Below are 22864 nucleotides of genomic sequence, written 5' to 3' on the forward strand. Positions count from 1 at the left end.
TCGCTCCGTGCTCTGGTCAGACCAGGAGGCCGGCTGATTCGACGGCCTCGCCCTCGCCGGCGCGCGCACCGAAGCCCACCCGACTCCGGGATCGCTGTCCGGCACCCCGCCGCCATGCAGGCGGAGTCCTCGCCGCGGGTGAGGTATGTCCCCACCCCGCATGCCGCAGGAAGGACGCCAAGCCCCCGGCCGACGGGATCGACGCCGAGCCGGGCTCCCGGGGCGCGGCCGAGTCCGGGCCCGGCGGCCGAGCCGGCCGCCCGGATGGGATGATCTTGCCGACAGTTCCGTGCGAGGAGGCACAAGTGAGCGACCGCTCGAAGCATGACCACCGCGACTGGGAGGAGGTCGTGCTCGCAGCTCGGGAGCGTGCCCGCGCGCGGCAGGCCCTCATGGTCGAGCGCTTCGGGCTGTCAGGGGACGTGGAACACCACTGGTCGACGGACGACGCGCGGATCACGTGGTCACGTGAGGGGAAGGCCTTCCTCACCGGCCGGCTCACGTTGATCGGCAGCGTCAGCCTCGCCCGGCAGACCTGGCTGTGGTCCTGGGCGAACGATTCACTTCCGCACGCCCTCCTGGGCGACATCGAGCAGGTGCGGCAGTTCGGCGAGCAGAACAACTACCCCGTCCTGCCGTGGCCGGGTTTCGACCACCACCCCGAACTCGTCGCGGAGGCACGGATGGTGGCGGCATCCGTGCTCGATGCCGAGGGTCTCTGGGCGGATTCGACGGATGACGTGCAACTCCACTTTCTGGTGCATGACTTGGTACTCACCGCAGAAGGACGGTGACGGGCCGCACAGGCTGCCGGCGCCGACGGTGAAGTGATCATGTCGGCGGGGTCGGGCGTCGGCGACGGGGAGAACACATGGGCGAGCCGCTCGGCCGGCCCTGATGGTCGCCATGGCCTGCACGGTGTCCTTCGTCCAGACCGCCATGGGCCAGGCGGCCGCCGCCCGGGCTCCCCGGCCGTCTGGCCCCGACCGCGCGCCCTGCCGACGTCATCGGCGCGCGCCAGTAGCAGGGCGGAGGGTCCGGGTACCGGGCCTCCCCCACCGCCCTGGGCGGACCGTTGCGTCCGACGGTCCACCCGGGGCCGGCCTGCCACGCCGGCCCGGTCGCACCGGTCAGCCCGGTCGGTCCAGTCAGTCCGGTCAGGCCGGCGAGGCAGGTCCGTCCGGTCAGGCAGGTCAGTCCAGGTCGCCCTTGTCGCCGAAGTCCAGGCGGTCGATCAGCCCGGCGTCGGTGAAAGCGGCCACCAGTTCGTCACGGCCCTCGGTGAAGTGGGCCCAACTGTCGTAGTGGACGGGGACCACCCGGCGGGCGCCGAGGATCCGGGCAGCGTCGGCGGTCTGGGCGCTGTCGAGGACGATCAGCGCGCCGTCGAAGAGGACGGGGAAGCGGGGAGCCCCCGCGAAGAGGATGGCGGTGTCCACCGGGCCGAAGCGTTCGGCGATCTCCTCGACCAGGCCGAGCGAGGCGTTGTCGCCGCTGACGTAGACCGTGGGCAGACCCTCCCCCGTCAGGACGAAACCGACGACCTGGCCGGTGATCGGTTCGACCTCCTCACGTGCTCCCGGGCCGTGGACGGCGGGCACGCCCGTCACGGTGATCGTGCCGCCGCCGGGGCGGTCGAGGTCGATCGACTCCCAGTCGGACAGCCCCCTGGCCCCGTCCCCCAGCCGCTGCCCGCCGCCGGGGGTGGTGAGGGTGAGCGGGACGTCGGCGAGCAGCGCCCGACCGGAGTTGTCGAGGTTGTCCGGGTGCTCGTCGTGGGAGAGCAGGACCACGTCGATGCGGCCGAGTCCGGCCGGTGCGGCGGAGGAGGGCGCCGTCTTGGTCAGCCGGCCGCCCGGCACCTGGTAGTCACCGGGAGCGTCGAAGGTCGGGTCGGTCAGGAACCGCAGGCCGCCGTATGCGAAGAGGGCGGTCGGGCCGCCGAAGACGCGGACGGGGATCTGCTCACTGGTCGTGCCGGTCGTAGCCATTCCAGATACCTCACGGATGAGAAGCGGTTTATCCGTGAAAAACCGTAGCTGTTCCTCACGGACGAACGCAAGCCGTACCATGAGATCCATGAGCGAGACCCTGACCGCCGAGACCGCGCTGCCGCCCGCACCAGGGGCGCAGGACTACCTCGCCCTCGACTTCGCCAACAGCGCCGTCGCACTGCCCGGGGGACACTTCACCGACCTCCTCGGCACCCCCGCGGCAACGGACAGGTGGCTCACCGAGCACGGTCTCGCCCCGGCCGGCGTCCAGGTCCAGGAGATGTGCACGGCACAGCTGCGCTCGCTGCGCGAACACCTCCGGTCGCTGTTCGCCGCGCGGATCGCCGGACTGCCCGCGCTGCCTGCGGCCCTGTCCGCCGTCAACGCCGCGCTCAGCAAGGCCCCGACGGCGGCCCTGCTGCACTGGGACGAGACCAACGGCCCCTACCGCGCGACGCCGTGCCCCACCACCGAGATCCTCGACCACGCGCTCGCGACCCTGGCGGCCAACGCGGCCGACCTCCTCACCGGCCCCGACGCCGACCGCCTCACCACCTGCGGTTCCACCCCCTGCAACCGCTACCTGCTGCGCCACGGCCGCCGCCACTGGTGCTCCACCCGCTGCGGCGACCGCGCCCGCGCCGCCCGCGCCTACGCCCGACGTGCGGAGCCGAGGACCGACTGACGCACGCCTCGCACCCGGCCGGCCGGATCATCCGGCCGCCCTCGCCTGCGGCGAGGCGAAAGGTCCCTCCAGGGCGGCCCACTGCAGGAGCAGGATGGTCTTGCCGTCGGTGATGCGGCCGTCGCGGACCATGGCGAGGGTGTCGGCGAAGGGCAGTTCGAGTACTTCGATGTCCTCGCCGTCCTCCTCCAGCCCGCCGCCGCTTCCGGTGCGGTCGGCCGGGGCGTAGGGGGCCGCGTAGAAGTGCAGGCGTTCGGTGACCGAGCCGGGGCTCATGTAGGCGTCGAGGACGTGGGTGAGCGGGCCGAGTGTGACGCCGAGCTCTTCGGCGGCCTCGCGCCGGACGGCGGCGAGCGGCGCGTCGCCGTCGAGCAGGCCGGCCGCGGCCTCGACGAGCATGCCGTCCGGGTGGTCGTTGACGTAGGCCGGGTAGCGGAACTGGCGGGTGAGCAGCACCCGTCCACGCTCGGCGTCGTACGGGAGCACGACCGCACCGTTGCCGCGGTCGTACGTCTCGCGCTGCTGGGTGACCCAGCGTCCGTCGCGACGCCGGTAGTCGAACGTGGTGCGGCGCAGGACGTGCCAGCCCTGGGAGGTGAGCTCCACGTCGCGGACCACGACGTCGGGGTTGCGGTCGAGGTCACGCCCCGCACGGTCGAGGCGGGTGCGGCCGCGGTGGTCAGGGATGTCGATGCCGGGGCGCGTGTTCACTCGCTCTCCTGAGGGGTGCGGCGCGGGACCTCGTCCACGTCGTGGTACACGGGCAGGCCGCGGCGGCGGGCAGCGGCGACTTCCTGATCAGCTCCGGTGGAGTCACCGGGCAGCCGGAGCACGGCGTCGCAGTGGGCGAGCAGGCGCTCGGCGGCCGGGTAGAGGACCTCGTCGGCGAGGGGGTCCGTGGGGCCCGCGCCGGCCGAGCGCAGGACGGGCAGGGCGACCCACTCTCCGATGACGGGGAGGTGACCGGCCGCGAAGACCGGCCACGCCGCCGCTTCGAGGCGGGCGAGGTTGGCGGCCATGGCCCGTGGGTCGCCGTCGGTACCGGAGCGGTAGGGGCCGGCGATGAGGATGAGCATCGGCTTGTCGGTCATGGCGCGCTACGATACACGCAGAAACGTGCAAGAACAGGAGAGAACACGGATGCTGGCTGCTGAACGGCGCGACCACCTGCTGGGCCTGCTCGCGCGAGAGGGCAAGATCGTCGCCAAGGACGTCGCCGTGGACCTGGGCATCTCCGAGGACAGCGTGCGGCGGGACCTGCGCGACCTCGCCGCCGAGGGGCTCTGCCACCGCGTCTACGGCGGAGCGCTACCCGTCTCCCCCGCCGTGGCGGACTACGCCGCCCGGAAGACCGTCACCCCCGACGGCAAGCGGAAGGTCGCCGCGGCGGCCGCCGCTCTGGTGAAGCCGGGCAGCGCCGTGATCCTGGACGGCGGCACCACCGCCCTCGCCGTCGCCCGCCTGCTCCCGCCGGACCTCACCTGCACCGTGATCACCCACAGCCCGACCGTCGCGGCCACGCTGCTCGACCATCCGCAGGCCGAGGTCTTCCTGCTGGGCGGCCGCATCTTCAAGCACTCGGCGGTCGCCTGCGGTGCGGCCGCGGTCGAGGCCGCCCAGAACGTCTCGGCCGACCTCTGCCTCCTCGGCGTCACCGGCGTCCACCCGGAGGCAGGACTGACCACCGGCGACGCCGAGGAGGCCGCGATGAAGCGCGCGCTGGCCGCGCGGGCCGCGGACACCTACATCCTCGCCTCGTCCGAGAAGATCGGCACGGCCTCACGGTTCCGCGTCCTGCCCTGGGAGGAGATCAGCGGACTGATCACCGACGCCGATCCCCGACACGCGGTCGTCGAGCAGCTCACGGCGCGCGGCGTGGAGGTCCTGTCGGCCGGCTGACGGCCACGGGCGTCGGCGGGGTCTCCGGCAGCCTGCAGATTCCGCGTCGGCCGTCCACCGAGCGGCCGTCCTCCGAGCGGGCGTCCTCCGGGCGGCCGGGCGGCCGGGCGGCCGGGCGGCCGGGCCGAAAATCGGGTGACCAGGGGCGGCGGGCGCGTTAACCTCGGCCGTATGAACGTCACAGGCCGAAGCACCACCGCGACCGCGCGAGCGACCAGCTCGCCGGTTGCCGCCGCCTGACGTACTCCCTCTCCCACCGGCGACCGGACACGGTCCGCCGGTGGTTCCATGGCGTTCTCCCGCCCCGGTTCCGATGACCGCGCGGACCAGTCGTCCGGTGCCTCCCCGCAGTTCACGCGAAGGAGCCACCCCATGAACACCGATCAGATCGTCCGCACGTTCGTCGAGTACTTCGAGGAACGCGGCCACCGCCGGATCACCGGCTCGACCCTGCTGCCGCCGCCCGGTGACCCGGTGCTGTTCACCACCTCGGGCATGCACCCGCTCACCCCGCACCTGGAGGGGCGCCCGCACCCCCTCGGCAGGCGGCTGGTCAATGTGCAGCGCTGTCTGCGGACCACGGACCTGGACGAGGTCGGCGATCGCACCCATCTGACCGTCTTCGAGATGCTCGGCACCTGGTCGCTCGGCGACTACGAGGGCCCGCAGAGCCTCGACTGGGGCTACGGGCTGCTCACCGAGGGGTTCGGCATCGATCCCGGGTTGCTGCACGTCACGGTCTTCGGCGGCGACGACCAGACCGGACCGGACACCGATTCCCTGGAGTTGTGGCAGTCGCACGGGGTGCCGGTGGAGCTCACCGTCGAGGACAACTGGTGGTCCAACGGCCCGACCGGGCCGTGCGGCCCCGACTCGGAGATCTTCCTGTGGACCTGCGACACCCCGCCCGAGTCGACACCGACCGGTGACGACCGCTGGGTGGAGGTGTGGAACCACGTCATGATGCGCCACCGACGACTCGTCGACGGATCGCTCGTGCCGCTCCCCCAGCGCAACGTCGACACCGGGCTCGGCCTGGAACGGCTGGCCTCGCTGCTGCAGGGCCGGACGTCGGTGTTCGAGTGCGACGTCTTCGACCCCTGGCGCCGTGTGGTGCCGCCCCTGTGGCAGTTGGACGAGCCGTCACTGCGGCTGGTCTGTGACCACGTGCGCTCCGCCATGGTGGTGATCGGCGACGGGGTGCGCCCGGCCAACACCGGCCGCGGCTACGTGCTGCGCCGGCTGGTACGACGGGTGCTCACCGTGCTGCGGCGGGACGATCCCTCGCGCAGTCTCGGGGACCTGCCGGACGAGCTGATCCTGCACACCCTCGACCGCTTCCGCCAGGAAGGGGATCCGGATGCCGTGCGCCGGGTGCTGCTCGACGAGGAGCGCCGTTTCGGCCGGCTCCTGGAACGCGGCCGGCAGATCCTGGCCCGCCCCCGGTTCCGGGGCCCGCTGCGCGAGGAGGACTTCCACTACCTCCACGACACCCACGGTCTGCCGCGCGACCTCGTCCTGAACCTGCGACCGCAGTGACGGCCCGGAGCCCGGCGGCGACGAGGCCGAGCCGGCGAGCCCGATGAGGCCGACGAGGCCGACGAGGCCGAACCCTTCGCAGGCGTGACCCGCCTGGCCGCCACGGCGGCACTGCACCACTGCGCCACGGAGGTGGATCCCCGGTCGGGGAACCGGGGATCCACCCCAACAGGGCTTCCAGCCGGTCCCGTTCGGCCCGAGCCCGTGGCAGCCGGCCGGCGTTCTCGACCCCGGTCCACGCGGCGCCCCACGATCCCGGTCCACGCAGCGGCCCCACGATCCCGGCGCCCCCCACCCCGCGCGGACGAGGCTTTTGTACAGGTCTAGACTCATATGATGTGACGACTACTCATATACCCGACCTGATCCGCTATGTACGGGAGAACTCCCCCTTCTACCGCGACCTCTACGCCGGCCTCCCGGACGACCTCGCCGACGCCTCCGACCCCACCGGCCTCAGCGCGCTGCCGCTGACCGAGCACACCGCCTACTGGGCGGCCCACGGCATCACCAACAGCCGGGTGCTCACCGGGCCGCACGAGGACGGGATCGTCTTCAAGACCGGCGGCACCACCGGGGCACCGCGGGTGTCCATGTACACCCGTGCGGAGTGGCGCCGCATGAGCCGGACCTTCGGCGGCGGCCTGCCGGCCGCCGGGCTGCGCGCCGGGGACAAGGTCGCCAACCTCTTCTACGCCGGCGAGCTCTACTCCAGCTTCGTCTTCACCCTCAACTGCCTGCAGGAAGCGCCCGTCCCCACGGTCCAGCTGCCGATCGGCGGCGCCGCACCACTGGACGCCACCGTCCAGGCCCTGCGCGACTTCTCCGCGACCGTGATCGCCGCGCCGCCCACGTCGCTGTGCCGGCTGGCCCGCGAGGTCGTCGACACCGTCGGGACCCTCCCGGACGTCCGCATCGCGCTCTTCGCCGGCGAGGCCTGCTATCCGGACCAGGTGGCACTGCTCACCACCGCCTTCCCCAACGTGGCCGTCCGGTCGATCGGTTACGCCAGCGTGGACGCGGGCGTCCTGGCCGGACCGGTGGCCGGGGAGCCGGACAGCCGGGTGCACGAGGTCTTCACCGAGGACAAGGTGGTGGAGTTGCTCGATCCGGAGACCGGCGAGCCGATCGAGGAGGAGGGCCGCCCCGGCCGGGTGGTCGCCACCGATCTGGTCCGCCGTCTGATGCCGGTGATCCGCTACCCCGTCGGCGACCTCGCCGAGTGGGTCGACTTCCCTCGGCGGCGCCTGCGACTGCTGGGACGCTCGGAGGAGGGCGCCCGGGTCGGGGTGGTCACCGTCTACCTGGAGGACCTGCGCGCCCTGCTGGCAGCAACCGGCGGGCACGGCCCGATCGTCGGCCATCAGGTGGTCCTGCGGCACCGGGCCGAGCGGGACGAGCTGGTGCTGCGGCTCGCCGCACCGGGCGGAGGAAACCCGGACCTGGAACGGGAGTTGACCACGCGCCTCGGTGAGACCCGGCCGATGTTCGCCGACCACGTCCGCAAGGGCCTGATCCACCCGCTGGCCTTCGAATGGGTCGCCCCGGACGGCCTCGCGGTCAACCCCCGGACCGGCAAGCTGGTCCGGCTCCTCGACGAGCGGATGGGGTAGCCCCCGCAGCATCCGTGGCGCCGTACTACGGGAGCCACGGATGCTGCCGGAGCCACGGGAGCTACGGGAGCTACGGGAGCTACGGGAGCTACGGGCCGCCGCCCGGCGGCGGCCCGCGGTCCTCAGCGGTTCCGGGCCCGGCGGTCGACGACCGCAAGGAGCTTGCCGCTGGCGGCCGTCCGCTCGAAGTCCTCGGCGGGGGCGTGCTCCACGGACAGCTCCACCAGGCCGTCGCGCACCACGGCGGCCGCGAGGTCCGGGTAAGCGTCCAGGAACTCCCTTACCGCGTCCGGGTGTTCGGCCGAGCGCGGGCCTACACCCGTGCCCGGGTCCTCGCCCGGGTGCGGCTGCGAGCGGAGCCCCTCCAGGCGGACGGTCAGCTTTTCCCGGGCGCTGTGCTCGTCCTCGTCGAGGAGCAGTTGAAGGGCGCCGTGGTGGTCCAGCCGCTCCTCGGCCGCCAGCACGAAGCGGCGGTAGTTGAGGAAGTGGCTGCCGCTGCGGAAGATGTCGCCGAAGCGGCCGAGGAGTTCGAACCGCGGGGTGCGCCGCCCGCAGGGGCAGCCGCCGTCCACCCAGCGGCCGAGGTCGCCGATCTCGTAGCGGTCCAGGCGCTGGCCGCGCCGGCTGTGCGCGGTGAAGACCAGCCGCCCGGCCTGGCCCGGACCGGCCGGGCGGTCCTCCTCCAGGTCGAGGATCTCCAGCGTCTGCAGTCCGCTGAACAGGTGGTGCACCCGGTCCCCGGCGTCCGGGCACTGGTAGCCCAGCGGGCCGGCGTCCACACTGCCGTACGCCGCCGAACGGATCAGCTCGACGCCGAACTCCTCGCGCAGCCAGGTGCGCTGACGCTCGGGGAAGTGTTCTCCGCCGTAGAAGAGCTTGCGCACCCCGCGGTACTCGCGGAGCACGTCCGCGCCCTCGGTGAAGACCCGCAGCAGGTAGTTCGGCATACCGAAGAGGGTGTCCACCCGGTGCTCGACGATCGACCGGGCGACGGCCGCGTGGTCGTCCTGGGCGGCCATCGGGAACTGCACCGCGCGCAGGTTCTCCAGGACCGAGTAGAAGCTCAGGAAGCCGCCGTAGAGCAGACCGCCGAAGAAGAGGTTCATCGCCCGGTCGGTGCGCGGGTCGAAGCCCGCCGCGAGCACGCCCTCGGCCCCGTGCCGCATGTGCTCGTGGTAGTCGTCCCAGCTGAAGGCCGAGAGCTTGGGCGCGCCGGAGCTGCCCCCGCTGCGGAAGAACACCTCGGCCCGGCCGAGGTCCTCCTGCAGCTGCTCGAACTCGCTCTTCGCCGTCACCGGCACCGGCGGGGGCGGCAGTTCGCGGGCGCCGACGAGGTCGTCCAGGCAGGCGTCGGCGGAGAACCGGGCGTCCAGCTGGACGTCCACCCGGCGGCTGTAGCGCTGCAGCGCGTACACGCCGTCGTGCGGCTCGCCGTCGTAGCTGTCCAGCATCCGCCCGGGGACGGTGACCCGCTGGACCCCGGCGGCGAGCACGGCGCCGGCCAGCTCGGCGGTGTCGCGGCGGGAGGCACCGATCCCGGCGGTCTGCAGGTAGCGGCGCATCGGGCGCAGCACCTCGCCGATCCGCTTGCGCGGCAGCGGCTTGACCCAGACGGTCCGGTGCAGCGGGGAGGCGCGCAGGGCGCCGCGGGTGTCGGCCAGGACGTGCCAGCGGGCGGCGGGGTCGGCGTGCACCTTGGTCAGGCCCAGGTGCTCCTCCAGCCGCGCCACCAGCACGGTGTTGGTGATCTCGGCGCTCTCCAGCAGCTCCGGCTCGGCCGCGCTCGGCGGCTGGGCGGCGAGGACGGCGGCGAAGCGCTCCGCGAAGGCGAAGAGCTGATCGTGGTCCTCGGTGTCCAGGTAGATCACCTGGGGGCTGGCGCAGGCCTGCTGCTCCAGGCGGCAGATGTCCTGGGCGATGCCCGCGAGCGTCTCGGGGGCGGACCAGGCGTCGGCGGTGAGGTAGGCGAAGGAGAGCTTGGGCCCCCAGTCGACCAACCGGCAGCCGGGTGGGGTGAGGGCGGCGATGGCGTTGACCGCCTCCTCGCCGCCCCAGGCGGCGACGGCGTCGGCGGCGCCGCAGAGCCGGGCCAGCCAGTCGGTGCGGGAGGAGGGGAAGCCCAGGACGACGGTCCGCGCGGCGATGGCGCCGGTCGGGTCGAGCGCGGCCAGTTCGGCGAGCAGGGCGTGGGTGAAGCGGCTCCCGCCACTGGTCTTGACGATGTTGAGGTTGCCTGCGAGCAGGCCCTCGACCACGCTGAGCGCACCCGCGGCGGGGGCGTTGCCCGGGGCGATGTGCACCAGCAGGCCGACCGGCAGCCAGCCCTCGAAGATCTCCCGGCGGAAGTCGAAGCGGGCCAGCCGTCCGGGGTCGATCCCGCCGAGCTCGCGGGTGACCTTGGTCTCCAGGGCCTCGCGGCCGAGCGCCTCGGTGAGGTCGTGGAGGGTGCGCTCGCGCTCCGCGGTGTCGACATCCGCGTCGTCGAGCAGCCGGGCGAGCCGGCGGTGCTGCTCGCTCGCGGGGTCGGCCAGGGTGGCGGCGAGACGGTCGCAGGCGGCGAGCACGGTCAGCGGGCTGAGCGGGACGGCGAGGGCCTCGGTGGTGCAGGTGTCGAGCCCCGCGAGGCGTCGCTCGGCTTCGGTGTCGTCGACCCAGCTGCCCTGCCAGTAGTGCCGGTCGGTGGTCGCGACGGGAGTCGTGGGGCTGGTCATGAGGCCTTCTCGGTCTTGAGGAGTTCGGCGGCGGCGATGGCACAGCTGCGGTTGCGGCTGAGGCCGGCCCGGCCGTGCACGGTGAACCAGGGGGTGGACAGTGCGCAGCCGCACTCCTCGGGCGCGTGCTGGGTGACCAGGTCGCCCATGAGGACGGACTGGGCGGGCACCGAGGTGACGTACGGCGAGATGAACTGCGCGTAGCCCGGCTCTCCGTAGGGCAGCGGTGTCAGGTCGCGCACCGAGCGGACCAGCATCCGGGCCCAGACCGGCACGTGCAGGTTGTGGTTGGGGCATTCCATGTGCAGGACGGAGTGTTCGGCGGCGCCGTAGCCGTCGCGGATCCGCTCGTCCGGGATGCCCAACTGGTCGTGGATGCGCCGGTACAGCTCGGGCTTGGCGACCTGCTTGTCCGCGTGGCCCTTCCAGCCGCCGCCGAAGACGACCAGTGAGCGCGGGGAGAGCTCCAGCGGGCCGATGCCCAGGTCGCGCATCCGGTCGAGGGTGAAGGAGAGGAAGGCGGGGAACCCGAGGATCCGCACCGGGGCGCCCTCCTCGGCGTACCGGATCAGGGTGCGGACGCAGCCGAAGGGGTCGAACTCGTGGGTGCTGCCGGTGTGCTTGAGGGCGTACTCGACCGAGCGGACCGGGGCGAAGTGGCACAGGTACTCGTCGGTGAACGACGTGCCGAGGTTGAGGCCGGGCCGGGGCTGGTAGTTGGAGAGGAGGTAGTTGACCGGCTCCCGCTCGTCGATCCAGCCGTAGTGGTCGAAGACCCGGGCCACCATGCGCTGGCCGTTGCGCAGGGTGAACTCGTCGAAGAACATCTGCGACCGCTGGCCGGTGGTGCCGGAGGAGGTGAGGTGCAGCAGCACCTCTTCGCGGGGCAGCGAGAGGATCTCGTGGGCCTTGAAGAAGTTGGCGTGGACGAAGGGCAGCCGGTCGAGCTCCTCGATGCTCTCGATCGGGCGTCCCGCGCCCGGGCCGGCCTTGAGCAGCCGGTCGAAGAACGGGGACCTGGCCGCGTGCCAGGCGTTGGACTCGTTCATGGCCGCGGTGAAGAGGCGGTCCGAGGCGGGGCCGGCCTGGTACGGCTCGGCGATGTCGCAGAGCTGCTGTACGTGGGCCAGCGCATCGGCGTCGGGTACCGCGACCGGGCGCAGGTACTTGTTCATCGGAATATCCCGTTGGTGTTGAGGTTCTGGTGCTTCCACAGTTCGATGTACTGCTCGGCGAACGGCTGGAAGGCGGCATCGATGGACAGGCCGCGGAAGTCGAGCGGCTGGAGGGTGCGGGCCATCACCACGTAGTCACGGAAGCCCTTGTGCTCCCGGCGCATCGCCGGGTAGGCGGCCACCGGCAGGAACCCGTGTGCGAGCAGCAGCCGCAGGTTCTCGTAACTGTCCAGTGGGAGCAGGGTTTCGAGGTAGCTGGCGCCGTGGGCGGCGAGCTTCTGGGTGATGGTGTCGAGGTCGTCGCCGATCGCGGAGAGCCCGGGTTCGGCGCCGATCAGCGTGCAGTACCCGTCGGACGGACTGAGCTGCGCGTACAGCTCGTAGCGGCCGTCGGCGGGCGTGAGCAGCACGTTGGGGGTGTGGAAGGGGTAGAAGCACTGCCCGGGGTCGGGCAGGTGGCGGGCGAAGTGGCGGGCCACGAACTGCGGGGCGTCGACGAGTTCGAGCCCCGGGCCGGGACCCCGGGCCGGGACCGGCAGCGGCTCGTCGGCGAGCTCCGGCCTCGGGTGCGGGCCCGGGACGGCGTCCAGGGCCCGCATGAGGCCGCCCAGGGCCTGCGGGACGCGTGCCACCGGCAGGCGCTGTTCGAGCACGCCCTCGCGGTGGCGGGCCAGCAGCACCATGGTTTCGTGCCGTGCGGCCTTGCGCAGGTTCGGCAGGACGCCGAGTGCGCGGAACCCGGCCTGCAGGCAGATCCGTTGCGGCGCGGTGGAGTTGGTACGGGCGGTCGAGTAGAGCGAGTCGGCCGGCCGATCGCCGCCTAGCAGTGCCTCGCTGAGCTGCCGGACGGCCAGGTGGCCCGCGCCGAGGCCGCGGGCGTCCGGGTGGATCACCAGGCCCTGGAGCTTGCCGAGCCGGGCGGCAGGGTCGAGGGTGCCGACGATCGAGCCGAGGAGCCGGCCGCCGGCGGGCTCGCGGGCGACCAGCCAGGTGGTCTGCGGCGAGCTGATCTCGCTCGCCATCACGTCGGGATCGGTCCCGAGCGGCAGTGCGTACGCACGCCCGTAGACCTCTCGGTACAGCAGGAGCAGCGCGTCGACGTCATCGGGACGCGCCGGGGAATAGTTGAGCACCGGATTGCCTCCCCCCACGAAGGCGGTACGTCCACGGATCTGCGTGGACGCGACATGGAAGAGCGAATTCACGCCCGGCGGCGAGCACCCGGATTGGGGCAACCCGCCACACGGCGGACCGGATGGGTCGCGAAAGCCGCGTTGGGCACGAACGGAAGGAGTGCGGTCACTGTAGGTTGACCGACCATCACACTAACCCGGCTCCGGCATCACGGCGGCCCCCTTCGCCGGCGGTCGATGCCGTCTCAGCAGGTGGGACAAGGGGTTCACCGGTAGTGGTGCGACAAGGATCACAACCATTCAGAAGCAGCGGTGATGGTTCGCCAAAACTCTTCTGATGGATCATCAAATATGTACGAAATTCAACGAATGAATTGATCCACCCTGCCCCAGGGCGGTGATTTTCCGGACGGCGTCGGAGATCTGCCGTGCCCCGGGGCCGAGTGGTCGCCGAGCCCGTTGTGGGCGGTGATCAGGGCGCGTATCCGTCGGCCGAACAGAGCGCCGTCGACCTCACCGGCCCCTCGGCCCGGCCGCTGCCGGACCGGGCCGGCCGGCATCTCGACCCCTCGGCCCGGCCGCGACTCGACCGGGCCGGCCAGCATCTCGATGGGCAGCGGCGGCCACCTCGGCTCTTCCCGGGTGAGGCTCGCCAGCTCCTCCGGGGGTTCGGCGCCGTCCCGAACGATCATGACGTAGGCCTTCGCCTCCTGCGGGCTCAGCCGCGGGGCGGTCAGGCGGTCAGCACAGCGAGCTCCGCGTCGGCGCGCTCCGTGACCAGGGCGAGGACGCGCCCGGCGGCGGCCAGGTCCTCGGCGGGTATCCCGCCCCAGACGCGGGCGGTGATGGGGGCGGTCTCCGTGGCGACGACGGCGAGCAGCTCGCGCCCCGCATCCGTGGCGCGAAGGTGCGCACCGTCCGCGACGAGCAGCTGTCGCGCCAGCAGCTCGTCGAGGGTGGCGCGGATGTCGGCCGGATCGGCCTTGAGGGAGCTCCGGACCTGCGTGACCAGTTCGTCCGGCGTCTGCGGGGCGTCGGCGGTGACGGCGGTGCGCAGGGCGACCTGCTGCTGGAACGTGACGCCGTGCCGGGCCAGGACGTGCTCCAGGACGCCGCGGGCGGCGTAGTGGGCCAGGCCGAGGGCGCGGGCGTCGGCGGCGGGTGCGGTGGCGGTGGCGGTGGACGCGGTGGTGGTCATGGTGTTGTCCCCTGAGTGCTCTCGTCGTCGGGCAGGGATGGAGCGAGAGGTGCGTCGAGCAGGGCCGCCAGCTCCTCGGTGAAGGCGCGCGTCCGCGGGGCGTCGAGGCCGCCGAGCGGCTCCAGCAACTGCCGGAGGAGGCCCTGGACCACCGCGATGGCCTGCCGCGTGACGGCCTGGCCCTCGTCGGTGAGGGCGAGCTGTACGGCGCGCGGGTCGCGGGGATCGCGGGTGCGCTCGATCAGCCCGGCGGACTCCAGGGCACGCGCCAGCTTCGAGACGTACAGCGCCTCCAGCCCGGTGTGGTCGGCGAGCCGGCGCTGACTGGGCCGCTCGCCGGCGCGCTGCATGCCGTACAGCGACGCGACCAGTGAGTACTGCGCGTGCGTGAGGCCCAGCGGGGCCACCGCGCGATCGACCGCGACGCGCCACTTGTTGGCGAGCCGCCATACCAGGAAGCCGGGTGTGGGGCCCGTTGAACCCTTGCTCATGGCAAATAGAGTACATGGCTACTATATCCATGGCGACTATCTTCCGCCTGTCCCCCGCCGTTCCCGCCGGACCCCTCCACCGGATCCCCCGCACCCGACCCCCGCGGAGTCGGCGATCGGGCGGCCCTGAGCCGCCCCGGTGGCGCGGGTGCGGGCCCCGTCGGCACGGCCGCGGCAGCCGTGCGGGCGGCGGGAGTTCGGCCCCGCACCAGGACTTCCGGCGGCCGGTGCCTCGGCTAATCTGCACGGGTGACCACCGACCTGACCCTGCTGCCGCGTGTCGCCTACCGCGGACAGGAGGTCACCGCGCCCCGGCTCCGCGCCCTCCTCGCGCTGCTGGCGGGCGACCTGCGCACGGGCTGCAGCACCGAGCGGCTGGTCGCAGGGCTGTGGCCGGGCGAGTTGCCGGAGCGGCCGGGAAAGGCGCTGCAGGTCCTCGTCTCCAGGGCCCGGGCGCAGTTGGGCTTCGACGTCCTCGCGAGCACGCCGACCGGATACCGGCTCACGCTCGCCGAGGATCAGGTCGACAGCTCCGCCCTGCTGCTGCACGCCGCCGCGAGCGCGGACCGGGCCAGGGCCGGGGACCACGCGGGGTCGCTGGCTGCGGCCGAGGCCGGGCTCGCACTGTGGAAGGGTGCCCCCGACGAGGCCGGCGACGCCGACGACCCCGTAGCCGTGTTGCGCACCGAGCGCGCCCCCGTCCACGGCACGCTCCTCCGCGCTCGGGCGCTCGCCCTCGCCCGGCTGGGGCGGCACGCGGAGGCGGCCGGGCCGCTGGCCGTGGCCGCCGCGAGGCATCCGCGCGACGAGGAGGTGCTCGCCGAGCTGCTGCGCGGCGAGGCGGCGACGGCGGGCCCGTCCGCCGCGCTGATGCGGTACGAGGCGTACCGCCGTGAGCTGCGCGACGGGCTCGGCACGGATCCGGGCGCCGGACTCAAGGCCGTCCAGCAGGAGCTGCTGCGCGGCGAGGCGCCCGTGGTCAGACACGGCGTGCCGCACGAGCCGAACCCCCTGCTCGGACGGGACGACGACATCGCGGCGGTGGAACGGCTGCTGCGCGCCTCCCGCGCCGTCACCGTCGTCGGCCCCGGCGGCCTCGGCAAGACCCGGCTCGCGCACGCCGTCAGCCGCGGGGCCGAGCAGCGCGTGGTGTATTTCGTACCGCTGGCCGCCGTCACCGCGAACGAGGACGTGGCCGCGGAGGTGGCCTCCGCGCTCGGCGCGGGCGACGGACGGCCCGGCGCCGTGAGCGGCCACGCCTCGGCCGACCCGTTGTCCGGCATCCTCGGCGTGCTCGGCTCCGGGCCCGCACTGCTGGTGCTGGACAACTGCGAGCAGGTCGTCCGGGGTGCCGCCGACCTGGTGCGGGCCCTGGTCTCGTCCTCGAAGGACCTGCGTGTGCTCGCCACCAGCCGGGCCCCCCTCGGCCTGACGTCGGAGGCGGTGTACGCGCTGCCGGAGCTCGGTCTCGACACCTCCATCGAGCTGTTCACACAGCGGGCGCGGGCAGCCAGGCCAGGCGTGCAGCTGCCGCCGGACGCGGTGGCCGGGCTCTGCCGCCACCTCGACGGGCTGCCGCTCGCCGTGGAGCTCGCCGCGGCGCGGGTGCGGGTGCTCTCGGTGCCGGAGATCGCCCGGCGCCTCGGCGACCGGTTCGCGCTGCTGCGGGGCGGGGTGCGGGACATGCCGGAGCGCCACCGCACGCTGTACGCGGTCGTGGAGTGGAGCTGGAACCTGCTCGCCGAGGACGCCAAGGCCGCGCTGCGGACGCTGTCCGTCTTCCCCGGCGGCTTCCTGGGCGAGGCGGCGGAACAGGTGCTCGGCGAGGACGCGCTCTCTCTCCTGGAGCAGTTGGCCGATCAGTCCCTGCTCACCGTCGCCGACACCCCGGCCGGCGCGCGGTTCCGGATGCTGGAGACCGTACGGGAGTTCAGCGCGGCCCGACGTACGGAGGCCGGCGGGGACGACGCGGCCGTCGGCCGGTTCCTCGCCTGGGCGCGGGACTTCGGGGTCGCGCACCACGACGTCCTCTTCGGCCCCGAACCGCGGGCGGCCTGGGAGCGGATCAGGGCCGAGCAGGACAACCTCGTGCTGGCCCTGCGGTACGCCCTGGCCCGGGCGGACGACCCCACCACCGCCGCCCTCGCCGCCGCCCTCGCCGGCCTGTGGTCCACCGCCGCCAACCTTCCCCGCCTCGTCACCCTCGCCGCCGACACCGGCCCGCCACTGTCGCACTACCGCCCCGGGCCCGAGTACGTCGAAGTCGCCCGCGCCGCCGCGGTGGTGTGCACGGCGGGCCTGCTCATGGGCTACGGCCCGCACGCCGTACGCCAGCTCGTCACCCTGCGGCGGCTGCCCCCGGCCCCGACGGACACGCTGCTGGGCGCCACCGCCGTGGTGCTGTGCGCGGTCCCCGAGATGCGGCCCCCCGACTACGACGCGCTGCGCAGGCTCTGCGGCAGCGACAGCGAGCAGCCGCTGGTCGCCGGTCTCGCCGAGTGTGTCGCCACCTATGTCTGGGAGTACGAGCAGGACATCGACCGCGCGCTCGCCTCGGCTCACCGGATGGTCGCCGCACTGGCCCCGGTCGACAACCCGTCCATCCAGCTCATGCGTCATTCGCGGCTGGGCGAGCTCTGCTTGCGGACGGGGCAGGGCGAGACGGCGTACGAGCACCTCAAGGCGGCGTTCGAGACGCTGCCGCGGATCGGCGACGGGCACGACTACATCGGCATGCGCTCGACCCTCGTCCTCGCCTGCCTGCAGCGCGGGGACCCCGACGAGGCCGAGTACTGGCTGCGGCTGGCGGAGAGTGACAACGCCCCGCAGCAGGACGCCTTCTACAGCACCGATCTCGGCGGGCGCGCCGAGATCGCGCTCGCCCGCGGGCTGACGGAGGTCGGTCTGGGCCTGTGGCGCAGCGCCGTCGAGCGCATTCTCGCGGCCGGCTCGACACACAGCGGCGACCCCTGGCTCGACCCGTGGGCCCTGCAGATCCAGTCGGCGGCGGTGACGGCACACGCGCACGCCGGCCGCGTCGAGCTCGTCGCGGGGCCGGTCGACCGCCTGCGGAAGCGGCTGCGGACGCTGCTCTCCGGCCCGTCCGGCTCGCCCATGGAGCTCCCTGTGTTCGGGACGGTGCTGCACGCCCTCGGCCTGGTGGGGCTCGCGTCGGGCGACGCGTCCGCCGTACGGATGATCGCGCTGGCCGAACGGCTGCGGGTGATGCGCGACTTCCAGCCGACGATGTCGGAGGAGCGGGCCCGGCAGAAGGCGTTGGACGCCGACGGGGCGGCGTACGCCGACGCGGTGTCGGAGTACGCCGCCCTGGGGCGGAGCGGGTTGCGGGACGCGGCCCGCGTTGTCACGGCGGTTACCTGGGGTCGCGGTTGAAGGTGGAGGTGGACCAGCGGTAGCCGAGTGCGGCCAGGCCCAGGCACCAGGCGACGGCGAGCCAGCCGTTGTGGCCGATCTCGGTGCCGAGGAGCAGGCCGCGCAGGGTCTCGATGGCGGGGGTGAAGGGCTGGTACTCGGCGATCGGCTGGAACCAGCCGGGCATGGAGTGGATGGGGGTGAAGGCGCTGGACAGCAGAGGCAGCAGGATCAGCGGCATCGCGTTGTTGCTGGCCGCCTCGGCGTTGGGGCTGATCAGGCCCATGCCGACGGCGATCCAGGTGAGCGCCAGGGCGAAGAGGACGAGCAGTCCGAAGGCGGCCAGCCACTCCAGGGCGGTGGCGTCGGTGGAGCGGAAGCCGATGGCCAGGGCGACGGCGCCGACGAGGACGACGCTCGCGACGGACTGCAGGACGCTGCCGACGACGTGCCCGACGAGCACCGAGGGGCGGTGGATCGCCATGGTGCGGAAGCGGGCGATGATTCCCTCGGACATGTCGTTGGAGACGGACACGGCGGTGCCGATCACCGTGCTGCCGATGGTCATCAGCAACAGCCCCGGGACGACGTAGGCGATGTAGGCGGAGCGGTCCGGGGCGCCGCCGCCGATCCCCGAGCTCATGGTGTCGCCGAAGATGTAGACGAACAGGAGCAGCAGCATGATCGGGGTGAGCAGCAGGTTCAGGGTCAGCGACGGGTAGCGCCGGGCGTGCAGCAGGTTGCGGCGCAGCATCGTGGACGAGTCGCGGACGGCGAGGGACAGGGCGCTCATCGGACGCTCTCCTTGGACTGGTTCGGCTGGTTGGACTGGTTGGGCTGGTTGGGGATGTCGGTGGTGGTGCCGGTCAGGGCGAAGAAGACGTCGTCGAGGTCGGGGGTGTGCACGGTCAGCTCGTCCGCCTCGATGCCCGCCGTGTCGAGCCAGTCGAGGACGGAGCGCAGCTCGCGCTGGCTGCCGTCGCTGGGGATCTGCAGTGCCAGGGCCTCGTCGTCCCGGGTCACCTCGCGCAGGGCCACGGCCGCGGACCGGTAGGCGGCCGGGTCGGAGAAGCGCAGGCGGACGTGTCCGCCGGGCACCAGCCGCTTCAGCTCCTCGGCGGTGCCGTGGGCGGCGATCCTTCCGTCGTTGAGGACGGCGATGCGGTCGGCGAGCTCGTCGGCCTCATCCAGGTACTGGGTGGTGAGGAAGACGGTGACACCACCGGAGACCAGCCCGCGGATGATCTGCCACATGGTGTGCCGGGAGCGCGGGTCGAGGCCGGTGGTCGGCTCGTCGAGGAAGATGATCCGCGGGCCGCCGACCAGCGTCATCGCGATGTCCAGACGCCGCTTCATGCCCCCGGAGTAGGTGGAGGCCGGCTTCTTCGCCGCCTCCACCAGGTCGAAGCGCTCCAGGAGTTCGGCGGCGGTGCGCCGGCCCTCCCGCTTGGAGAGGTGGTGCAGGTCGGCCATGAGGAGCATGTTCTCCTCGCCGGTGATCAGGCCGTCGACGGCGGAGAACTGCCCGGTGACGCCGATCGCGGCCCGCACCGCCTGGGCGTTGGTGACGAGGTCGTGCCCGCCGACCCGGATGTCGCCGGAGCCCGGGCCGGGGCCGATCAGGGTGGACAGGATCTTGACGGCGGTGGTCTTGCCGGCCCCGTTCGGGCCGAGGAGGGAGAAGACGGTGCCCTCGGGGACGGCGAGGTCGATGCCGTCGAGGACGGTCTTGTCGCCGTAGGACTTGCGCAGCCCGTACGCGGCGATGGCCAGTGCGTGCGATGTCGTTGCTGTCATGCCGCAGAGGTTGCGCCTGCCCGCATTCAGCGCGGTTTCACGACGGTTTCAGCGCCCTGGAACCGGGCGGGCGAGGCGATGCCTCCGTACTCCTCACACTGTGGCCCCGGAACGCCGGTGCTGTCGCCCGCCGGCCCCCGAACCGCCGATCCGGTCGGTTCACCCGGACACGGGTGGCCGCTCCCGGCCGACCGCGTCGAGCAGCATCTTCGCGGCCACCGTGGCCCCGTCCGTGCGGATCGTGCCGGCCACCGCCCTTGCACGTGCGCGGGTCTGCGGGGACAGGGCCGTGCCGAGCGCGGCCGACAGGGAGTCGAAGGTCGGGGTCGGACCGTCGTGTGCCACGCCGATGCCCAGCTCGGCCACCCGGGCGGCCCAGTGCGGCTGGTCCACGATCTGCGGCACCACGACCTGGGGTGCGCCGGCCCGGGCGGCCGTCGTCGTGGTGCCGGCGCCGCCGTGGTGCACGACGGCGGCCACCCGGCCGAACAGTGCCTGCTGGTTGACCTCGCCGACGGCGAAGCAGTCGTCCTGGTCGTCGATCAGGCCCAGGTCGGCCCAGCCGCGGGCGAGGAGCACGCGGCGGCCGTGCGCGCGGCTCGCCTCGATGGCCACTCGGGCGATGTCCTTCGGGGCGTGCGCGGCCATGCTGCCGAAGCCCACGTACACCGGTGGTGCGCCCGCGTCCAGGAACGCCTCCAGTCCCGCCGGGAGGGTGCGGTCGTCGGGCAGGATCCACGCCCCGGTCTGCACCAGGTCGAGGTCCGTCGCGTCCTGCGACGGCCACAGGGTCGCGTCCGCCGCCAGCCACGGCCGGTCGGTGAGGACGTGGTCACGGACGTCGTCCACCGGCGGCAGGCCGATCGCCGCCCGCCCGCTGTTGAGCGCCTCGCCGTAGAGCGCGTTCACCCTCTGGGCGTCCTGCTGCCACAGCACCCGGTTGTCGGTCTCGTCCGGCGAGGACTGCTTGCCCGGCCGGGCTGCCGGAGGGAAGCGCCGCGACGGCAGGCCGGCCGTGTGGAAACAGGCGAACACGTAGGGGATGCCCAGCTTCTCGGCCACGTCCCGCGCACCGGCCGGCATCAGGCCGGTCGCCAGCAGCACGTCGCAACCCTCCGCCGCCGCGGGGAGCGTGTCGAACCGCGCGGCGACCAGCTCGGGAGCGAGCCGGAACGCGTCCTGCGCCGAGGGCGGCTTCGGGCCGGCGACCACCGAGCGAACCGTGGGGCCCAGCGGCACCAACGGCACGCCGACCCGCGCCAGCAGCGCCGCGAACTCCTCGTCCGGCGGCGCGCACACCAGCGCCTCCGCACCGAGTTCCCGCAACGCCACCGCCAGGCCCGCCAGCGGTTCCACGTCCCCGCGCGATCCCCACGTCGACAACACCACACGCATATCGGGTTCCCCATTTCCGTGAATTCCGGCTTCGGCCGACAATCCTGCGGCACAACCCGGGTCTTGCCGCAAGCCCCCCGGTGCGATATAACCTGAAAGTGGCAAGGAGAAAGAACTCCTTGCCTTTGCCTTTGCCTTTTCTCGCCGACGGTGGACCGACGGCCTCCCCGCGAAACGGCCTCCCCGCGAAACGGCGACCGGCGCGTACTTCTCCCACCGATGGGGCGGCGGTGACCGGCGTTCCCCTGGGCCGGCCTGACCCGATCAGCCGCCCGGAAGCGGTGGTGTACTGCGCCCCGGCCTGCTGCCGCCACCTCGATCGGGTGACTGGCGGAGATGCGTGTACCGCGCGGCGCGTCCCGTCCCGTACCGTCCGTCGTACGGGCTCCTCGCGGTCGGCCCGGCGGCAGCGCCGCCACCCTTCAGGTAGTCCGTCGGCCGCGGACCGCATCGACGACCGATTCGCCAGAACGCTCGCCCCCGGGTGAGCACGAGTCAGAGGGAGAAAACCGTGGCAACTGGCACGGTGAAGTGGTTCAACGCCGAGAAGGGCTTCGGATTCATCGCGCAGGACGGCGGCGGCGACGACGTCTTCGCCCATTTCAGCAACATCGCCGCCCAGGGCTTCCGCGAGCTCCAGGAGGGCCAGAAGGTCGAGTTCGACGTCGTCCAGGGCCAGAAAGGCCTCCAGGCCGAGAACATCGTGCCCCTCTGATCACACCGCACGGCGCGCCCCGCATCACCTCGATGCGGGGCGCGCTGCCGTTTCCGGACCCGGGCCGTGGGCTCGGGACGAAGCGCCTCCCGCCTCCGTACGGGCCCCCCGGAGCAGCCCCGGCCCTCACCCGGCCGGTCAGGCGTCCAGCGGCCGCCAGGCCGGGCCGTCCCCGCCCGGCTGGACGTGCCCGAACACCACGTCGGCGAAGTGGACGCCGAAGCCGATCGTGCCGGGCTCTGCCAGCTCGGCGACGAGGCGGCGGCGGTGCTCGGCGGTCCGGGCACCGTCGTGGTCGAAGGCCGAGGACCAGTCGGGGTGGTCGATCTGGATGGGCGAGTGCACGGCGTCACCGAAGGCGATCAGGCGCCGTCCGCCCCCGGTGATGACGTACTCGGCGTGTCCGACGGTGTGGCCGGGGGTGATCCGCACGCGGACGCCGGGGAAGATCTCCTGCCCGTCCGTGATCGTGCGGACGCGCGGTGCGAGGGCCGCGACCTCGTCCGTCATGCCCTGGGCCTCCAGGAGGTCGCGACGCTCCCACTCCGGCTCGGAGATCAGGTAGTCGGCGTGGGCGAACACGGGCCGGTCGCCTCCGGGGGCGGGGTGGCAGGCCCAGCCGAGGTGGTCGGAGTGGAGGTGCGTGAAGGCCACCGCCTCGATGTCCCCGGGGCCGCGGCCGAGTTCGGCCAGGCTCTGCGGGAGCGCACCTCCGCGGATCACGCCGAGGGGGCCGTCCGGAGCCTGGAGCGTCCGCGGGCCGAAGCCCGCGTCGATCAGCAGCGCGCGGTCACCGTGCTCCACCAGCAGGGCGCCGACGCTGCCCACGAGGTGGCCGGTGGCGTCCAGGTACTCCGGGTGCGCGGCCCACACCTCGTCGGTGGTGTCCTGGAGCAGGTGAAGCGGCCGGAGCCGCACATCGCCGTCCGGCACGTACGACACCAGCGTGTCGCCCAGGCGTATCGAGCGGACTCCCGCCGGCCGGCGCAGTCGCTCGTCCCGATCCACCGTCACGTCATCCATGGGTTCTCTCCTGTGAGTCGTCATCAGGTCGCCGCGGTGCCTCCCGCGGCGACGACGCCCACCATAAGCATCAAGTTCGAATCATTCAAGCTGAAATTATTTGGCCTTGATGGATTTGCTAGGG

The 22864-nt window shown here is 72.8% G+C and carries 19 protein-coding genes; 7 read left to right on the forward strand and 12 right to left on the reverse strand.

Translation table 11 applies throughout. From position 1 onward, the window contains the following. Positions 1-305: 305 nt before the first annotated feature. Entirely contained in the window at positions 306-794 is a 489-nt protein-coding gene (locus OG286_RS02505) for a DUF6882 domain-containing protein (RefSeq protein ID WP_396320362.1), read from the forward strand. 399 nt (positions 795-1193) lie between these two features. On the opposite strand, the gene OG286_RS02510 is transcribed toward OG286_RS02505, so the two are convergent. Next, positions 1194-1991 (reverse strand): MBL fold metallo-hydrolase, encoded by a 798-nt coding sequence (locus tag OG286_RS02510; protein WP_405363319.1) that lies wholly within the window; start codon positions 1989-1991, stop codon positions 1194-1196. 88 nt (positions 1992-2079) lie between these two features. Between OG286_RS02510 and OG286_RS02515 the strand changes: the two genes are divergently transcribed. Beyond that, the gene (locus OG286_RS02515) at positions 2080-2679 is read left to right on the forward strand and encodes a CGNR zinc finger domain-containing protein (protein ID WP_405363317.1); all 600 of its coding nucleotides are present in this window, start codon (positions 2080-2082) and stop codon (positions 2677-2679) included. Between the two features lie 27 nt (positions 2680-2706). Here OG286_RS02515 and OG286_RS02520 read toward each other — a convergent pair whose 3' ends face one another. Continuing rightward, on the reverse strand, positions 2707-3390 hold the full coding sequence (locus OG286_RS02520) for an NUDIX domain-containing protein (protein ID WP_405364677.1): 684 nt from the start codon (positions 3388-3390) through the stop codon (positions 2707-2709). Then, a complete protein-coding gene (locus tag OG286_RS02525) occupies positions 3387-3770 on the reverse strand; it encodes a DUF4406 domain-containing protein (protein ID WP_405363315.1) in 384 nt (127 codons plus the stop codon). The genes OG286_RS02520 and OG286_RS02525 overlap by 4 nt, the downstream gene beginning before the upstream one ends. A gap of 49 nt (positions 3771-3819) precedes the next feature. Between OG286_RS02525 and OG286_RS02530 the strand changes: the two genes are divergently transcribed. The 3 genes from OG286_RS02530 to OG286_RS02540 all read left to right on the forward strand — a co-directional run bounded on the left by OG286_RS02530 (position 3820) and on the right by OG286_RS02540 (position 7730). Continuing rightward, on the forward strand, positions 3820-4578 hold the full coding sequence (locus tag OG286_RS02530; RefSeq protein ID WP_396320367.1) for a DeoR/GlpR family DNA-binding transcription regulator: 759 nt from the start codon (positions 3820-3822) through the stop codon (positions 4576-4578). A 372-nt stretch (positions 4579-4950) separates the two neighbouring features. Then, on the forward strand, positions 4951-6117 hold the full coding sequence (locus tag OG286_RS02535) for an alanine--tRNA ligase-related protein (protein WP_396320368.1): 1167 nt from the start codon (positions 4951-4953) through the stop codon (positions 6115-6117). Positions 6118-6455: 338 nt separating this feature from the next. Further along, on the forward strand, positions 6456-7730 hold the full coding sequence (locus OG286_RS02540) for a phenylacetate--CoA ligase family protein (RefSeq protein WP_405363313.1): 1275 nt from the start codon (positions 6456-6458) through the stop codon (positions 7728-7730). 122 nt (positions 7731-7852) lie between these two features. Here the strand turns inward: OG286_RS02540 and OG286_RS02545 are convergent, their stop codons facing one another. The 5 genes from OG286_RS02545 to OG286_RS02565 form a co-directional block, all read right to left on the reverse strand. Continuing rightward, positions 7853-10441: an acyl-CoA reductase gene (locus OG286_RS02545; RefSeq protein ID WP_396320371.1), complete on the reverse strand. Its 2589-nt coding sequence runs from the start codon at positions 10439-10441 to the stop codon at positions 7853-7855. Beyond that, positions 10438-11616 carry an acyl-protein synthase gene (locus tag OG286_RS02550; protein ID WP_396320372.1) on the reverse strand — a complete coding sequence of 393 codons (1179 nt, stop codon included), beginning with the start codon at positions 11614-11616 and terminating at the stop codon, positions 10438-10440. Before OG286_RS02550 ends, OG286_RS02545 begins: the two co-directional genes overlap by 4 nt. Continuing rightward, on the reverse strand, positions 11613-12749 hold the full coding sequence (locus tag OG286_RS02555) for a GNAT family N-acetyltransferase (protein WP_396320373.1): 1137 nt from the start codon (positions 12747-12749) through the stop codon (positions 11613-11615). Before OG286_RS02555 ends, OG286_RS02550 begins: the two co-directional genes overlap by 4 nt. A 733-nt stretch (positions 12750-13482) precedes the next feature. Beyond that, positions 13483-13947 (reverse strand): MarR family transcriptional regulator, encoded by a 465-nt coding sequence (locus OG286_RS02560; RefSeq protein ID WP_396320374.1) that lies wholly within the window; start codon positions 13945-13947, stop codon positions 13483-13485. Continuing rightward, positions 13944-14438 (reverse strand): MarR family winged helix-turn-helix transcriptional regulator, encoded by a 495-nt coding sequence (locus OG286_RS02565; protein ID WP_396320375.1) that lies wholly within the window; start codon positions 14436-14438, stop codon positions 13944-13946. Before OG286_RS02565 ends, OG286_RS02560 begins: the two co-directional genes overlap by 4 nt. Before the next feature lie 249 nt (positions 14439-14687). On the opposite strand from OG286_RS02565, the gene OG286_RS02570 reads away from it, so the two are divergent. Further along, entirely contained in the window at positions 14688-17831 is a 3144-nt protein-coding gene (locus tag OG286_RS02570; RefSeq protein ID WP_405364680.1) for an ATP-binding protein, read from the forward strand. On the opposite strand, the gene OG286_RS02575 is transcribed toward OG286_RS02570, so the two are convergent. From OG286_RS02575 to OG286_RS02585, 3 genes are all read right to left on the reverse strand, one after another. Beyond that, on the reverse strand, positions 17812-18603 hold the full coding sequence (locus OG286_RS02575; protein WP_396320377.1) for an ABC transporter permease: 792 nt from the start codon (positions 18601-18603) through the stop codon (positions 17812-17814). The genes OG286_RS02570 and OG286_RS02575 overlap by 20 nt on opposite strands. After that, positions 18600-19607, reverse strand: coding sequence for an ATP-binding cassette domain-containing protein (locus OG286_RS02580; RefSeq protein WP_396320378.1), 1008 nt, complete (start codon positions 19605-19607; stop codon positions 18600-18602). Before OG286_RS02580 ends, OG286_RS02575 begins: the two co-directional genes overlap by 4 nt. Positions 19608-19766: 159 nt before the next feature. After that, complete coding sequence (locus OG286_RS02585; RefSeq protein WP_396320379.1) at positions 19767-21002, reverse strand: glycosyltransferase; 1236 nt, start codon at positions 21000-21002, stop codon at positions 19767-19769. 511 nt (positions 21003-21513) lie between these two features. On the opposite strand from OG286_RS02585, the gene OG286_RS02590 reads away from it, so the two are divergent. After that, entirely contained in the window at positions 21514-21717 is a 204-nt protein-coding gene (locus OG286_RS02590; protein WP_396320380.1) for a cold-shock protein, read from the forward strand. Between the two features lie 138 nt (positions 21718-21855). Here OG286_RS02590 and OG286_RS02595 read toward each other — a convergent pair whose 3' ends face one another. Further along, positions 21856-22740, reverse strand: a complete 885-nt coding sequence (locus tag OG286_RS02595; protein WP_396320381.1) for an MBL fold metallo-hydrolase — start codon at positions 22738-22740, stop codon at positions 21856-21858. Positions 22741-22864 lie beyond the last annotated feature (124 nt).

This window comes from Kitasatospora sp. NBC_00039 (assembly GCF_045160625.1).
In the GTDB taxonomy this organism is placed as follows: Bacteria; Actinomycetota; Actinomycetes; order Streptomycetales; family Streptomycetaceae; genus Kitasatospora.

Bases quoted from the DNA above. Each gene is read 5' to 3' on its own strand.
- OG286_RS02585 (WP_396320379.1), bottom strand. From the start codon at position 21,002: ATGCGTGTGGTGTTGTCGACGTGGGGATCGCGCGGGGACGTGGAACCG.
- OG286_RS02515 (WP_405363317.1), top strand. From the start codon at position 2,080: ATGAGCGAGACCCTGACCGCCGAGACCGCGCTGCCGCCCGCACCAGGG.
- OG286_RS02580 (WP_396320378.1), bottom strand. From the start codon at position 19,607: ATGACAGCAACGACATCGCACGCACTGGCCATCGCCGCGTACGGGCTG.
- OG286_RS02550 (WP_396320372.1), bottom strand. From the start codon at position 11,616: ATGAACAAGTACCTGCGCCCGGTCGCGGTACCCGACGCCGATGCGCTG.
- OG286_RS02595 (WP_396320381.1), bottom strand. From the start codon at position 22,740: ATGGATGACGTGACGGTGGATCGGGACGAGCGACTGCGCCGGCCGGCG.
- OG286_RS02535 (WP_396320368.1), top strand. From the start codon at position 4,951: ATGAACACCGATCAGATCGTCCGCACGTTCGTCGAGTACTTCGAGGAA.
- OG286_RS02525 (WP_405363315.1), bottom strand. From the start codon at position 3,770: ATGACCGACAAGCCGATGCTCATCCTCATCGCCGGCCCCTACCGCTCC.
- OG286_RS02530 (WP_396320367.1), top strand. From the start codon at position 3,820: ATGCTGGCTGCTGAACGGCGCGACCACCTGCTGGGCCTGCTCGCGCGA.
- OG286_RS02565 (WP_396320375.1), bottom strand. From the start codon at position 14,438: ATGAGCAAGGGTTCAACGGGCCCCACACCCGGCTTCCTGGTATGGCGG.
- OG286_RS02545 (WP_396320371.1), bottom strand. From the start codon at position 10,441: ATGACCAGCCCCACGACTCCCGTCGCGACCACCGACCGGCACTACTGG.
- OG286_RS02510 (WP_405363319.1), bottom strand. From the start codon at position 1,991: ATGGCTACGACCGGCACGACCAGTGAGCAGATCCCCGTCCGCGTCTTC.
- OG286_RS02560 (WP_396320374.1), bottom strand. From the start codon at position 13,947: ATGACCACCACCGCGTCCACCGCCACCGCCACCGCACCCGCCGCCGAC.
- OG286_RS02575 (WP_396320377.1), bottom strand. From the start codon at position 18,603: ATGAGCGCCCTGTCCCTCGCCGTCCGCGACTCGTCCACGATGCTGCGC.